This window comes from Bradyrhizobium sp. USDA 4454 (genome assembly GCF_054822705.1).
Genome location: NZ_JBTRCN010000001.1, coordinates 7001942 through 7016321, shown reverse-complemented (window position 1 = coordinate 7016321; position 14380 = coordinate 7001942). Strand labels below are relative to the sequence as shown.

Annotated in this window: 13 protein-coding genes; 5 read left to right on the top strand and 8 right to left on the bottom strand. The window is 65.1% G+C overall.

Annotated features, from left to right (window positions below; translation table 11 throughout):
• Positions 1 to 118: 118 nt before the first annotated feature.
• The 4 genes from ACVIW0_RS32670 to ACVIW0_RS32655 are packed head-to-tail and all read right to left on the bottom strand — an operon-like array spanning position 119 to position 4057.
• The gene (locus ACVIW0_RS32670) at positions 119 to 871 is read right to left on the bottom strand and encodes a polysaccharide deacetylase family protein (protein ID WP_461356099.1); all 753 of its coding nucleotides are present in this window, start codon (positions 869 to 871) and stop codon (positions 119 to 121) included.
• Complete coding sequence (locus ACVIW0_RS32665) at positions 871 to 1683, bottom strand: class I SAM-dependent methyltransferase (protein WP_461356098.1); 813 nt, start codon at positions 1681 to 1683, stop codon at positions 871 to 873. The genes ACVIW0_RS32670 and ACVIW0_RS32665 overlap by 1 nt, the downstream gene beginning before the upstream one ends.
• A complete protein-coding gene (locus ACVIW0_RS32660; RefSeq protein WP_461356097.1) occupies positions 1680 to 3137 on the bottom strand; it encodes a lipopolysaccharide biosynthesis protein in 1458 nt (485 codons plus the stop codon). The genes ACVIW0_RS32665 and ACVIW0_RS32660 overlap by 4 nt, the downstream gene beginning before the upstream one ends.
• The gene (locus ACVIW0_RS32655; protein ID WP_461356096.1) at positions 3131 to 4057 is read right to left on the bottom strand and encodes a DUF6492 family protein; all 927 of its coding nucleotides are present in this window, start codon (positions 4055 to 4057) and stop codon (positions 3131 to 3133) included. The genes ACVIW0_RS32660 and ACVIW0_RS32655 overlap by 7 nt, the downstream gene beginning before the upstream one ends.
• A gap of 417 nt (positions 4058 to 4474) precedes the next feature.
• Between ACVIW0_RS32655 and ACVIW0_RS32650 the strand changes: the two genes are divergently transcribed.
• On the top strand, positions 4475 to 5443 hold the full coding sequence (locus tag ACVIW0_RS32650) for a glycoside hydrolase family 26 protein (protein WP_461356095.1): 969 nt from the start codon (positions 4475 to 4477) through the stop codon (positions 5441 to 5443).
• A gap of 78 nt (positions 5444 to 5521) precedes the next feature.
• Here ACVIW0_RS32650 and ACVIW0_RS32645 read toward each other — a convergent pair whose 3' ends face one another.
• Positions 5522 to 6610, bottom strand: a complete 1089-nt coding sequence (locus tag ACVIW0_RS32645; RefSeq protein WP_461356094.1) for a radical SAM protein — start codon at positions 6608 to 6610, stop codon at positions 5522 to 5524.
• A gap of 400 nt (positions 6611 to 7010) precedes the next feature.
• Here ACVIW0_RS32645 and ACVIW0_RS32640 point away from each other — a divergent pair, with 400 nt between their 5' ends.
• Both ACVIW0_RS32640 and ACVIW0_RS32635 read left to right on the top strand, forming a co-directional pair.
• Positions 7011 to 8006 carry a glycosyltransferase family 2 protein gene (locus ACVIW0_RS32640; RefSeq protein ID WP_461356093.1) on the top strand — a complete coding sequence of 332 codons (996 nt, stop codon included), beginning with the start codon at positions 7011 to 7013 and terminating at the stop codon, positions 8004 to 8006.
• Positions 8003 to 9316, top strand: a complete 1314-nt coding sequence (locus ACVIW0_RS32635) for an O-antigen ligase family protein (RefSeq protein WP_461356092.1) — start codon at positions 8003 to 8005, stop codon at positions 9314 to 9316. The genes ACVIW0_RS32640 and ACVIW0_RS32635 overlap by 4 nt, the downstream gene beginning before the upstream one ends.
• Positions 9317 to 9322: 6 nt before the next feature.
• Here the strand turns inward: ACVIW0_RS32635 and ACVIW0_RS32630 are convergent, their stop codons facing one another.
• Positions 9323 to 10414 (bottom strand): glycosyltransferase family protein, encoded by a 1092-nt coding sequence (locus tag ACVIW0_RS32630; RefSeq protein WP_461356091.1) that lies wholly within the window; start codon positions 10412 to 10414, stop codon positions 9323 to 9325.
• Between the two features lie 193 nt (positions 10415 to 10607).
• Here ACVIW0_RS32630 and ACVIW0_RS32625 point away from each other — a divergent pair, with 193 nt between their 5' ends.
• Positions 10608 to 11555: a cupin-like domain-containing protein gene (locus ACVIW0_RS32625; protein WP_461356090.1), complete on the top strand. Its 948-nt coding sequence runs from the start codon at positions 10608 to 10610 to the stop codon at positions 11553 to 11555.
• A 27-nt stretch (positions 11556 to 11582) separates the two neighbouring features.
• Positions 11583 to 12773, top strand: coding sequence for a GNAT family N-acetyltransferase (locus ACVIW0_RS32620; protein ID WP_461356089.1), 1191 nt, complete (start codon positions 11583 to 11585; stop codon positions 12771 to 12773).
• A gap of 178 nt (positions 12774 to 12951) precedes the next feature.
• Here the strand turns inward: ACVIW0_RS32620 and wrbA are convergent, their stop codons facing one another.
• Together wrbA and ACVIW0_RS32610 are read right to left on the bottom strand one after the other, a co-directional pair.
• Complete coding sequence (gene wrbA / locus ACVIW0_RS32615; RefSeq protein ID WP_461356088.1) at positions 12952 to 13551, bottom strand: NAD(P)H:quinone oxidoreductase; 600 nt, start codon at positions 13549 to 13551, stop codon at positions 12952 to 12954.
• 90 nt (positions 13552 to 13641) lie between these two features.
• Entirely contained in the window at positions 13642 to 14340 is a 699-nt protein-coding gene (locus ACVIW0_RS32610) for a pirin family protein (protein ID WP_461356087.1), read from the bottom strand.
• Positions 14341 to 14380: the final 40 nt, after the last annotated feature.

Below are 14380 nucleotides of genomic sequence, written 5' to 3'. Positions count from 1 at the left end.
GGCTGAGGATCTCTCTTTCGGGCCACACGACGCGCACAAGAGCACGCGGAAAAAGCGCGACACGAAAAATTAACCATACTCATTCGCCGACTATTCATCAGAAAGGCAAACAAAGGGTTTAAGCGCGGGCGCATCGGAACGCCTCCGCCATGGTCAGAACGGGGACATTGCGCCGCGCCGCCGCCTCCAGCGCGTAGGTCATGAGGCCGGGCGTGCAGCCGTAAAGGCTCGGGACGTCGGCGACGTCGTGGCTGTAGAAAATTAACCAGCCATTAGCGTTTGTCGCCTCGGCGAAGGCCAGGTCGATCCGCTCGCGCGACATCTGGCGGTCGATCAGCGGCATCGCGCGAAGGAATTGCAGGTCGACCTCGCCGCTGTTCACGCCAGGCACGATGCTGCGGCAGGTCAGGAATTCCGACTTCAGCTGGTGCTTCCGCGCATAGGAGCCGTAGCCGAACGGGTAGGCGAAGGTCTCGACCGACATGGTCGGATCGAGCGAATGTAAATAAGTGCGATTGCGGGCGATCTCCGCGGCCAGCGACGTCTCGTCGAGATCGCAGGCGCGGCGGTGCGAGAAAGTGTGACAGCCGACCTCGTGGCCGCGACGATGCAGCGAGACGACGTCATCGGCGCTGCCGGTGATCCAGTCCGGCGCGTCGAGCCCGACCAGGCCGCCCGACACGTAGAAGGTGCCGCGCGCGCCGTAGGATTCCAGGATGTCGGCGCCGAACGTCGCCGCGCTCTTCGGCAGATCGTCGAAGGTGAAGCTCACCATCGGCGTGGCATTGTTCAGGCGGAAGCGCTCGACCTGCACATGCATCGCCAGCCGGTGGCTGACCTTGACCCTGGCCTCCGACCACAATGCGTTCATCAGCCGAGCTTCCGCAGGATCACATGATAGTCGCCGTGCCGGACGTCGATCTTGCCCGGCAGCAGCGCGTTCATCATCTTCGCGGCCGCATCGATTGCCGCGGCCAGCAGCGGCATGCGCCGGCGCATCTCGGGATAGCGCGGGCTCTCGTATTTCTTACGGTAGATGACCTGCAATCCGCGGGTGGCCACGAACGCTTCGAGCTTGTCGAGCGTGACCAGCGGATGGAAGTGGGTCGGGAACGGTGCCTCGCCCGGCAGCCCGGCCTTCTTCTCGCCGCGGACGCGGCGGTAGAACCAGACGTGAAACCAGTGCGGCGAATACTTGGTGACGATGCCCGACAGCGACTTCGGGTTCGGCGCGCCGATCAGCAGCAGGCCGTTCGGCTTCAGCGCCTCGCAGAACCCGCCCAGCACGGCTTCCACATCGGGGATGTGCTCAATGACGTTGTAGCAGATGATCAGATCGAAGCGCTGCCGCGGGAAGCGATAGGTCTGGATGTCGCCGAGGATCGCTTCCTGCGCATAGTCGTTGTTGCGGATCTGGTCTGCGTCGATGTCGACCACGGTCACATGCGCGCGTCGTAGCACGCCGAGCGGCAGATAACTGGTCGAGCCGCCGCCGGCCTCGTAGATCGCAAGCGGTCCGGCCGGCAGCCGCGCCTCGAGGATGCTGTGGACCGTGAGCAGGCTCTGCTTGGCCTCGCCGGGCGGCAAGGCGAGCAGCGATTCCGGATGGATGTCAGCGGGGGTGGGCATCGGGAGCTCGGCGAGTGGAGCGGGACGCGCAGCGAGCGCAAGAGACTTGGTCATCGGCTCATCCAACGTTGCTGTTTTGCAAATCTGGTTTTCAACATCAGAAGGCCCCGCTTCAGCCGGCCGCGCACGCGCGCGATGTCGAACAGCCAGCAGAGCGCGGCGTAGACGGTGAACCCGGCGCCGATCAGCACGCTGCAGGCGGGGAGGTCGGCAAGGTCCAAGGCGCGGTCCAGCGCGGCGACGGTGAGCGCCATCGCGAGCGCGGCGATGACGATCAGCGCGAGGCGACTGAGCGGGATCGGAATCCGGAAGGCGAAGCGGCTCAGGACCAGGGCGCACGCAAAGCCCGTGACGTCGGCGCCGAGCCTCGCCCAGGCCGCGCCGATCGTGCCGTAGAGGCTCACCAGCACGTAGGACAGGATCACGTTGGCGGCGATGATCGAGGCGGTGTTGATCAGATAGAAGGAGTTGCGTCCGGACAGCAGGAAGCTCGCATGCAGATATTGCTGCGTCAGCACCTGGAACAGCACGGCGGCTGCGATGATCGGCATGATCTCGCTGGCGAGCGCACGGAAGTCGGTGCCGAGGATGACGTTGGCGACATGCGGGGCGATCAGCGCAAAGCCGAGACAGGTCGGCAGCGTGACGCCGGCCAGCAGCTCGAGGCAGTCCGCAAGATGGGTCCTGATGGCGGCCGAGGCATCGCCGTGCCGTGCCTGGATCTGCACGGCCATCGGAAAGAAGGCCGCCGCCATGCTCATCGCGGGCATCATCAGGGTCTGGCGGACAAGATCGAGCGCTGCGACATATTTGCCGGCGTCGGCCGTGCCGATCAGGTTCGCGATCATGAAGCGGTCGGTTACGCTGGAGATCGCAAGCAGCGTCAGCGACAGGGTCAGCGGCAGGCCGGCGCGGGCGAGCGACCACAAATCGTTGCTGCCGAAATTGACGATGGTGCCGCGCCACGCGTTGCGCGACTGCACCAGCACGGCGACGAGATAGGCGGCGCCGGCCGCGGGCAACAGCATGACGCCGGTCGGGCTGGCGGTTGCGACGACGGCGCCAAGGCCGAGCAGGGCACCGGCGCGGACCAGCGTTGCCTTCATCACCGAGAGCGCCTTCAGCCTGGCGCGCAGCAGGTCCTGCGTCAGCTCGAACAGGCCGATCGCAATCGCGAGCGCGACGGCGGCGAGCGCCGCGGTGGCATCAAGCCCGACCAGACGCGCAAGCAAATAGGCGAACGGTGCGGCGAGGCAGGAGATCAGGTAGCCCGATGCCACCAGGCCGCGGACGTCGGTGTCGTCGTTGCGGGCATGGCCGCTCAGGATCAGGTTGCGAAACCAGCCGACCAGGAAGACGGAGATGACGGAGGCGAAGCCTGTGCCCAGCAGGTAAACGCCATAGTCATGCGGCGCGAACAGCCGCGTGAAGACGAACACGCTGAGCAGCCCGAGCAGTGCCGAAAGCACGTTGGCGGTCAGGTTGATGCTGGCCTGTCCGATCAGCATGACGCGGCAAGCTCCGCGGGCCTGGCGGCCGCCGACGACGCCAGGATGGCGTCGCTCTCGGCCACGACCTCGCGAATGGTCGCGACCGGCGTCCCCGAGAAGGACGCGATCGAGAATGCCACGTCGTCCCTGTTGGCGCGCAGCAGCAGCCGGGTCAGCTCGTCCTTGCTCAGGGTCGGATCATCCCAGTAGCTGACGCATTGCGTCTTCGGCACGACCGAGTGGCGCAGCGCGGACGCCTCGTCGTGTTCGACGAAGAAGCCGTACAGCAGGTATTCGGAGAATTCGCGGGTCCGGCACAGCGCCTCGATCCAGCTCGTGCCGGTGACGGCCTGGATGCGCTCGGCCAGTGCGCGTGTGGTCTGCTTGTCCCAGAAAATGATGTGCCCGATGAAATCCGGCGCTGGGAACGGCGGGGTCGGCAGGCCGATCAGCTGATGGCTGGTCGCCAGCCAGCGCGAATGACGCGGCTGGTCTGCTGTGACCGCGTCGGCCATCTTCAGCAGCGGGATCGTGTTCGGATACTGGAAGCGCGCCAGGTCGAAATCGCGGAAGAACACGATGTCGGAATCCAGGATGCAGAACCGCTCATAAGGCAGCGAGATCGTCGCCGCGATCTTCAGGATCTGCTGCACGTGCCAGCCGTTCACCGGCTTGGTACGCAGCGACCACCAGAACTGGCGGCGCTTGCGCTGGATCATTCGCGGCAGCGGCCGCAGCCAATCGGGCAGGAACGATGACGCCGGAATGATGATGCGGCGTTCGCTGGCGAGCGGCGCGAACATCGACAGGTCGCAATCCGGAACCAGCAGATAATGCCTGGAGAAGGACGTGACGTGGCGATCCACGCTTTCGCAAAGCAGCGTGCAGATTTCCAGATCGCGCCCATAGGTCGGGGTCAGCAACGCGACAGGGTTCATCTCGTAACTCTCTCCGGCGACACCGTTTCAGGACGGAACATCGCGACCGCCAAGCTTGTCCTGAACCCCAGTTCAGCAAGATCGGTGCCGGGGCGTCTTGACCGCCCCGCCGGCGGCCTTGATGGTTAAGTGATGGTAGATGGCGGCCTGCCCGGACCATTAACGATCAGAAACAACTGTCCGATTGCGCGATTTTGACGCTGGATCGGGAAGTTGCCCGGATGTTGCAAGGCTCGGGTCGCGAAAGCCGACGCGATCGGCGCAGGTGGGGGCGGATGCGGATTCTGTGGCATTTCCGATCGGCAATCGGCGCGGTCGAACGGCGGGCCGTAGTGCCAATCCATTTCGAGACAGCCTTGCCGCCGGGCCTGTGCGTTTTTGGCACGTGCGCCGCGCGCCAGCCAGCAGGAGCATGCGATGCCGAGTGATCGCGGAATCACACGCCGCCGTGCCCTTGCGGTCGCGGCGCTGGCGCTCGGCGGACTGCCGGCCGCGCGGGGCGCTCCGACAGCCCGTTCGCAGCTCGGCGCGAATTCGGCGCGGTTTGCCGGCGCATTCGTCAATTGGGGCGAGACCGGCCGCGAGCGCATGTTGCAGGCCTGGGAGACGTGGCTCAATCGGCCGCGCTCGTCGGTGCTCGGCGTCGACTTCTACGGCCAGGCCAGCTGGGAGGACTTTCACAAACTGGATTGGGTGCCGGGGCTGTGGAAGAAACTCAATCCGGCGCGCAATCTGGTGTGGTCGGTGCCGCTCACCATCACGGGCACGTCGCTCGCCGATGTTGCCGGCGGCGCGCATGACGCCGAGTTCGACGCAGCCGCGCGCGCGATTGCCGAGGCGCATCCGAAGGCGATCATCCGGCTCGGCTGGGAGATGAACATCTCCAACATGGGCTGGTTCGCGCGGGGATACGAGGAGGAGTACATCCAGGCCTTCCGCCATGTGGTTGCGATCTTCCGCGCGCGCTCGAATGGCTTCAAGTTCGACTGGTGCCCGGGCTGGGGACTTCAGGACATGCCGGCCGACGAGGCCTATCCCGGCGACGACGTCGTCGATACGATCGGCCTCGACGTCTACGATTTCAAGTCGGAAACCAGTGCGGAGGAGCGCTGGACCAATTCCTACCTCAAGGCGCCCTACGGCCTTGAATGGCAGCGCGCGTTCGCGGCCATGCACGGCAAGCTGATGAGCTATCCGGAATGGGGCGTCGGCCAGGCCGGCGACAACGCGTTCTTCGTGCAGCAGATGCACGACTGGTTCGCGGCCAATCAGGCTGCGATCGCCTATGCGGCCTATTTCGATGTCGATGGCGTGTGGCCGACGCAGATCGACAATGGCCAGTTTCCGGAAGCCGGCAGCCTGTTTCGAAAGCTGTTTGCGGGCTGACCGGCGGTCCCCATTCGCGCAAGCAAAAGCCCGGTCCATGCTCTGACAGAGCGGGCCTCGTCGTTTCGCATCGCTGCGTCAGGCGGCCTTGGTGTTGGTCAGCAGGGTCAGGCCCATCTTCAGCTTGTCCTGCAGCGTGCGCTGCGCGAGGCAGGTGAACAGGCAGAGCTTGTCGCAGGCGATGGTTTCCTTGCGGCGCGCCTGTGCTTCCTCGCCATACCAGATCTCGCGGGCGGTCTGAGTGCGCACATTGCCGATCGGCTTGAAGAACCAGCACACTTCGAGGCGGCCGTCAGAGCGAATGAAGTAATTCCGCATGCCGACGCGGCAGGGCATTACTTCCTTTGGCGCCTTCTCGCGGCGGAAATGGTTCGGCCAGGCGCGCAGCACGGCCTCGCCGTTGAGGATCGGCGCGCCGGCGCTCTTCAGGCGCAGCAGCTCGTCGCGGACCTTGATCAGATCATCCAGCTCGCTCTCGCCGAGCCACAGCTCGTCCTCGACCTCCTGGGTGCCCTGCTCGACCGGCTGGAAGCTCAGCGCGGTGGCGCCGATCTGCTGGATCCAGTCGACCATTTCGGGCAAGCGGCGGAAATTCAGCTTGTGCACGACCGGCTTGATGATGATCGGAAAGTCGAGGCCTTCGGCGCGGCGCTGCTCGGCGACGTTGCGGATGCCCTGCACGATGTCGCTCAGCGAGTTCTCGACGCCGCGCGAGTAGTTGTGGATCGTGGGATCGGTGGAATCGATCGAGATGTTGATGTTGAACGGGCGCGCCTCGACGGTCTGCGTCACGATCTTCCGGTTGAGATAGGCGCCGCCATTGGTGGTGACGCCCCAATGGATGTCGTTGTCGCGGCAGAACCGCAGCAGGTCGAGAAAGCCCTTCTTGATGTAGGGCTCGCCGCCGGCGAACTCGACGTGATAGGCGCCGATGAATTCTTTCAGGCTCGCCAGCGCGCGCTGCCATTCGGCGATCGACATCTCATCGCGATAGCTCGGGCGGCGCCAGTAATCGCAATACCGGCATTTGTAATTGCAGCGCTCGACCACTTCCGCGAAGATCGCGGCCGGCCGCGTGACGTCGCGTCCGGTGCGCAAATAGAGCTCTTCCGAGAGCGCGTTGCGGACGTGCTTGGTACCGAGCGAGACGAGGTCGAGCGCTTTCAAGGTGAACCTCAGGCAGTGTTTCGCGTTGTTGCGGTCAGATCGATCGCGGATTTATGGGTCGATCAGCAAATTGAATGCCAGTTAAAGCTCGAAGGACTCCACGGGCGTGCGTGCCGGCTCTTAACCCCAAGAGTCCGCTAACCGAACGGTGCCGGTCACGCGGCTATTCACGCGTGTTGCCTTCCATGCCGGCAGAACCGCGTCGCTAATTAACCTTGTGACGATGTTGCGGCAACACGCGCCGCGTTTGGAGCGGATTTTGCCATGTGCCCGCCGTAACGTGCGCTCCGCGTCCGTATTGCCGCCTGCATCGGTCACTTTGGGACGGTCATGTCCCATTCCGATCCGTGCCGGGATGATGCGTGCGTCGTGCGACCGCGATTGCCAGGAGGGCATGGAGATGTCGACCGAGCCTGCTGTAGCCGACCGCGCCTGGGTCACGACCTCGCCGGCGCTCGATTGCTCCATCGAGACCGTCATCTGCATTCCGAGCTTCCGCCGGCCCAAGCACTTGCGGCTGACGCTGGAGTCCATCGCGGCACAGCGCACCGAATGCCGCTTCGCGGTCGTCGTGGTCGAGAACGATGCCGCGCATTGCGAGAGCGCGCCGGTCGCGGCCGAGTTTCTCAATTCCGGCCGGCTTCGCGGCGCCTGCATCGTCGAGCCACGTCAGGGCAATTGCCAGGCGATCAATGCAGCGTTCGAAACCGCGCTCGAGACCTTCCCGAACGCCACGAATTTCCTGATGATCGATGACGACGAGGTCGCCTCGCCGGACTGGCTGGAGCGGATGTTGCAGGCCGCCGAGACCTCCGGCGCCGAGATCATCGGCGGGCCGGTGTGGCCTGATTTCGACGACGAGCACAAGGGCGGGCTCAAGCGCCATCCGGCGTTCGCACCGGCCTATCACAAAAGCGGTCCGGTCCCGGTGATCTATGGCTGCGGCAACTGCCTGATCCGTCGCGTGGTGTTCGAGCGGCTGGGGCAGCCGGCCTTCGACCTGCGCTTCAACTTCCTCGGCGGCGGCGATCATGATTTCTTCGCGCGGGCGCGCCGCGCCCGCTTCCGCTTCTACTGGGTGACCGAGGCCGTGATCAACGAGACCGTCCCGCAAAGCCGCACCAATCTCGGATGGATCGTGCGGCGCGGCCTGCGGATCGGCGCCATCAATTATCACATCGAGCGCAAGGCGGCGCAGACCATGTGGTCGCGCGCGGTCGTCAAGGCCAAGATGTTCGGCCTGGTGCCGTTCTCACTGTATCGCTTCACCCGCATCGTCTTGCGCGAGCAACAGGCGGTGATCGCGATGCATCCGATGGTGGTTGCGGTCGGCAGCGCGCTGGCGGTGCTCGGTATCGAGCCGCAGCCCTACGCGGCTTCGAAGATCGCCTCGTGAGCGAGTTGTCCGTCACCGCCGAGAGCCGGGCGCTGGTCGCCGACATCGCGCGGCGGCCGGTGATGGACATCGTCCGCTGCGCATTCTTCATCGGCATTCTGCTGCTGGTCTGGATCTCGCTGCATCCGTTCGAGGATCTCAGCGGCTTCCATGTCGGCGAGGTGACCTCGGGCAGGGAGGCCGTTCTCTACGGCCTGTTCGGCGTGCTGATGGTTGCGATGCTGGCGCTCACCGTTCGCGACAACCTGCCGGCGCTGAAATCGTTGATGACGCCGGCATTCCTGCTGTTTGGTGTCTGGATCTGCGTCACCGTGATATTCTCGTTCGATCCCGCCACCTCGCTGAAGCGCCTGGCGCTGTCGGTGTTCGTCATCGTGGTGACGGCGACGCTGTTGCTGCTGCCGAAGTCGCAGGGCGAGTTGATGCGCTGGTTCAGCATTGCCGCGCTGGTGCTGCTCGTGACATGCTTTCTCGGCGTCTTCCTGGCGCCGCATCTGTCGATCCATCAGGCGACCGATCCACAGGAGCCGGCGCTAGCGGGCAACTGGCGCGGCGCGTTCGGCCACAAGAACGTCGCGGCTGCGATGATGGCGATGCTGATCTTCCTCGGCATCTACCTGATGCGGGCGGGCGGCTGGCTGTCGGGCACCGCGGTGACCGCCCTCGCTGCGGCGTTCCTGTTCTTCACCGCCGGCAAGAGCGCGATCGTGCTCTGCGTCGCCGTGCTGCTGCTGACCTCGTTGATGTCCGTGATCCGTTCGCTCTGGGCCCGCACACTGCTGTTGCTGACGCCGCTGGTGCTGCTCAATCTGCTCAGCGTCGGCACCGTCATGAGCGACACGCTGGGTGCGATCGCCAATCTGCTGCCGCTCGACACCTCCTTCACCGGCCGCGCCGACATCTGGGCGTTCGCGCTCGACTCGCTGCACCAGCGGCTATGGACCGGTTACGGCTTCGAATCGTTCTGGGGCACCAACGCGATCCAGAATTTGCAGGAGGGCAAGGAGTGGGCGGGCTACGCCTCGCACAGCCACAACGGTTATCTCGACGCTGCGCTCGGCACCGGCTTGCCGGGCCTTGCGCTGCTGATCGCGGCCGTCGTCATCAAGCCGCTGCGCGACTTCCAGGCCGCCGATCTCGGCGGCAACGACACGCCGCTGACACTGCTGTTCCTGCGCATCTGGCTGTTCGGTCTCTATCTGTCGTCGATGGAGAGCTTCTTCCTCGACCGCGCGGATACGATCTGGGTGACGTTCCTGATCGCGGTGTTCGGGCTGCATTATCTGGCCCGGTTCCGGATGCGGGCATGACGTGTTCTACAGTTGGGCGCGGACCGCGTTGGCGACGTCGGTCCACCAGCCGTCGAAATCGAATGGCACGTGCACGGTCGGCCGCTTCAGCGCCGCGACGATGCGGTCGGCATATGCAACGCTGTCGGCGTCGCGCGGCACCAGAAGGATGACGCCGCGGTCGATCAATTCCTTGAACCGCGGATGATGGTCGAATTCGTCCGGTAGCGCCGGGCCGGTGACGATCAGCGGCCGGCCGGACTGCACGCAGGCCAGAATGCTCGACCGCCGCGCGGTCAGGCCCTCGTCGAGCGGGTAGCAGAACACGTCGGTCTCGCCGAGCAGTCCGAACACCTCGTGATCGGAGGCGACATAGCCGGAGACGATCACGTCGCCCTTCAGCCCGAGCTCGGAGACCCGGGCATAGAACTTCTGCTCGATATTGTCGGTGCCGCGGATGAAGGAGCCGATATAGACGATCAAGGGCCGCAGGCCGCGCTGCTTGAGGACCGCGCCGATCTCGAGCAGCCCGTTCGGCTGCTTGCCCGGATAGATCGAGCCGAAATGCCCGATGATCAACTGGCCGTCGCTGCGGGCGCGGACGAGCCGCTGCAGCAGCATCGAATCGGCGAAGCCGGCGGGTGCTGCGATGTTCGGCGGCAGCGGCGCCAGCACGCATTTCCGCGCCATGCCGCGCATGATCGGATCGCTGGCGAGCTCGCGGCGCACCAGCGGCGAGAACATCACGACGGTATTGGCGAGCCACAGCGCCGGGATGTAGGTCAGCCGGCGGATGCCGTTGAGGCCGGCCCATTCGTGCTGGATCAGCACGACCTTGCGGCGCCGCAGCCGGGCGAACAGCAGCGCGAGCAGCGGCCGCGCGATCACGCGCTTCCAGGCCACGATCGGGAAGTTGCAGATCACGGTGTTGGCGCTGCCGACCGCACGCCAGATCTCGGCGATCGTGCCGTCAACCTGCGTCAGGGCTAACGCCGTGCTGGCGCCCGGCTCGATCTTGTCGATCGTCTCCTGCAACAGACGAGTGAATTGCCCGACGCCGCAGTGCATGTGCGGCCCGGCGCCGAGAAACAGCGCACGATATCGGGGTGGTTCAGTCATTCAGTCCCTGTCGGCCACGGCGGCCGGCTCCGGAAATATCGCGGTTAGCCATATCGGCGAGACATTAGCGTTGGGTAACCCCGCGCGCATAGGCGGCGGCCCCGTTCTTGCCAATCCCTGCCCAAGAGCTGCCCGCTCGTCCCGGAACGGGACATCGGATGAAGCGAACGGCGCAGCAGCCAGGAGCGCGACCATGACGACAGGCAAGATCTTCGCGAATTGGGATGACAGCCATTCCAGGCTCTGGAGCCATCAGCCGATCCGGCTCGAGCACACCATGCACCAGCAGCCTGCATTCGCGATGGACGATCTCGCCAAGCTGATCGAGCATTATCCGCGCGAGCATTACAGCCTGGTCAAGACCGGCGCCAAGGGTTCGAGCCGGATCTGGCGGGAGGGCGAGATCGGCCGGCTGCGTGGTCACGAGGTGATCGAGGCGATTTCGCGCGGTGGCCTGTGGCTCAACCTGCGTAACGTCACCGCGGTCGATCGCCGCTATCGCGACATGATCGAGCGGATGTTCGGCGAGATCGCAGAAAAGATCCCCGGCTTCGACGCGCCGACCCATCAGGCCGGCATCCTGATCTCCTCGCCCGATGCGCAGGTCTATTACCACGCCGATCTGCCGGGGCAGGGCCTGGTTCAGATCTCCGGCCGCAAGCGGGTCTACATCTATCCCAACACGCAGCCGTTCATCCGGCCCGAGCATCTCGAGAACGTCGCGCTGTTCGATGTCGAGGTCGATATCCCCTACGAGCCCTGGTACGACTGGCACGCCCGGGTGATCGATCTCGAGCCCGGTCAGATGCTGAACTGGCCGCTCAATGCACCGCATCGGGTCGAGAATCTCGACACCCTCAATATCTCGATGACGATCTCCTATGTGAACGACGACATCCGCCGCGCCCAGATCCTGCATCTCGCCAACGGCATGCTGCGGCATCGCTTCGGCTATGCGCCGCGCAGCCGCAGCATCCGCGGCCCGACCTTCTTTGCCAAGCAGGTGATGCAGAAGCTGCTGCGCGACAGCAAATGGGTGAAGCGCGAGCGCGCGGTGCGTCGCCCGATCGACTTCCGGCTCGACGAGAGCGACCTCGGCAAGATAGTCGATTTGCCCAAGGCGGCGTTGGAGGCGGCGTAAGCGAGCTTGCCGGTTGCAGGTGCTGACATGACAGTCTTGACGACAGCGGTTGAGAAATTCGGGGCGCGGGTCGCTACCTATGCGGTCGGCTATCGCGTCGAACTGGTTTCCGATTGGACGCAGGCCGCCGCTCGCTGGGGTGCATTTGAACCGCTGACCGCGTTCCAGCATCCGCAATGGTATGCGTCGTGGTACCGGGCCTTCGCGTCGACCGGCGGGGTCGAGCCGCTGATTGCCATCGTCAGCGATGCCGCAACCGGCGAACGCGCCGCGCTGCTGCCGCTGATCCGGCATCGGCAGGGCGGCCTCCGCATCGTCGAATTCGCCGATCTCAACCTCACCGATTTCAACGCGCCGCTGCTCGGCGCGGCCGCACCGCGCGATGACGTCGCCGCATGGCAGTTCAGGCGCGACCTGCAGGCCGCGCTGCGCCAGGCGCCCGGCGGCGCCGATCTCGTTCGTTTTCGCAAGATGCCGCTCAAGCTCGCGGGCCATGCCAATCCGCTGGCACTGCTTGACGATGTCGGACCGTCGGTCGTCAACGGCAATCTCCTGACCATCGGCGACGATCACGACGCCTGGCGTTACGAGCTGGACCGCAAGGTTCGCAAGGAATTGGGACGGAGTTGGCGCGTGTTCACGCGTGAACCGTCGGCGGCGTTCAGGGTTGCTGCGGATGCCGACGAGGCGCTGCGGCTGCTGTCCAGCACGGAAGTGCAGCAGGGCGTGCGGCTGAACGGTCTCGGCCTCAATTACGTGCTCGACAATGCCGACTGCACCGCCTTCTATCGCGACCTCGTGCGCGAAGGCAGCGGCCGCGGCTATGCGGTGATGACCGCGCTCACCACAAGCGACGAGGTGGTGGCGACGCTGCTCGGCGTCCGCACCGGTTCGCGCTACATCATGATCCGCATCAGCAATGCCGGCGAGAAATGGTCGGCCTGCTCGCCGGGCCGGCTGATCATCGACCGCACCATCGCAGCGCTGCACAAGGACGGTGTGCGGGAGTTCGAGTTTTCGATCGGCAATTACAGCTACAAGCGGCGGTTCGGACCGCAACGCACGCCGCTGGTCGATGTCGGTGCCGCCCTGAGCTGGCGTGGCCAGCCGCGCGCGCTGCGCGACCGCGCCGTGCTGGCGCTACGTCACTATCCAACACTCTCGGCCCGGCTGAAGCAGGCGCTCGGCAAGGCGACGCCGACGCGCGAAGAGGATTGAGTATCGCCGTGAAGGGGTGGGCAAAACGAAGCGTGCCCACCATCGCGCGCACAATTTGGACGGTAGGCACGGCGCGTTGCGCCTTTGCCCACCGGACGCTTGAGAAGGGACGGCATCCTCCAACCGAGCAATGCCGTCCCTAGCACGCTGTATCAGCCGTGCAACTTAGCCATGCAGCTCAGCCGTGCAGCTTCTTCGCCGTCTCCGCGATCGCGCGGCCCTGGTAACGGGCACCGGCGAGTTCGTTTTCGCTGGGCTGGCGGCTGCCGTCGCCGCCGGTGATGGTGGTGGCGCCATAGGGCGCGCCGCCGGTAACCTCGTCGAGCTTCATCTGGCCGGCAAAGCCGTAGTTCAACCCGACCACCGTCATGCCGAAATGCAGCAGGTTGGTGATGATCGAGAACAGCGTGGTCTCCTGGCCGCCATGCTGGGTCGCGCTCGAGGTGAAGGCGCCGCCGACCTTGCCGTTCAGCGCGCCCCTGGCCCAGAGACCGCCGGCCTGGTCGAGGAAGTTGGCCATCTGCGAGGCCATCCGGCCGAAGCGGGTGCCGGTGCCGACGATGATGGCATCGTAATTGGCGAGATCATCGATCTTGGCAATCGGCGCGGCCTGGTCGAGCTTGTAGTATGAGGCTTTCGCGACTTCGGCCGGCACCAGTTCGGGCACGCGCTTGATGTCGACGGTGGCGCCGGCTTCGCGGGCGCCTTCCGCGACGGCATTTGCCATCGCTTCGATGTGACCGTAGGCGGAGTAATAGAGGACGAGAACCTTGGCCATGATGGCCTCCTTTGGCGGGTGAGGTGAGGAAGACGAGTTGGGGGAGGAGCATGCGCGGACATCCGTCCGCGCATGCGGCGTGACTGGTGATCAGGCCGCGTCGACCAGGACGAGCTCGGTATCCTCGAGCGCGGTGATCTTCAGCTTGGCCTCGTCGCGGATCGCGGCGCCATCGCGTGCGTTGACGCGCACGCCGTTGACCTCGACGCTGCCGGCCGCCGGCACCAGATAGAGGTGACGGGTCTTCTCGGCGGAATATTCCGCGCTCTCACCGGCCTTCAGCGTGGTGGCGAGCACCCGCGCATTGGCGCGGATCGGCAGCGCATCATTGTCGCCGTCGATCCCGGAGGCGATGGTGACGAGCTTGCCGGAGCGGTCCGCCTTCGGGAACGGCTTCGAACCCCAGGTCGGGTGACCGCCCTTCGTGGTCGGCTCGATCCAGATCTGGAAGATCTTGGTCTTGGACGGCTCCAGATTGTACTCGGAGTGGCGGATGCCGCTGCCGGCGCTCATCACCTGCACGTCACCGGCTTCGGTGCGTCCCTTGTTGCCGAGCGAGTCCTGATGCGTGATCGCGCCTTCGCGAACATAGGTGATGATTTCCATGTTGGCATGCGGGTGCGCCGGGAAGCCGGAGTTTGGGGCGATCTCGTCGTCATTCCACACCCGCAGCGCGCCGTGACTGACATTGGCGGGATCGTAGTAGCTCGCGAACGAGAAGTGGTGCTTGGCCTTCAGCCAGCCGTGGTCGGCGCCGCCAAGCTCTGCGAATGGTTTCAGTTCGATCATGGTCTTTCCCCTTGAGTTCGATGCTGCTGAGCGGCCGGGC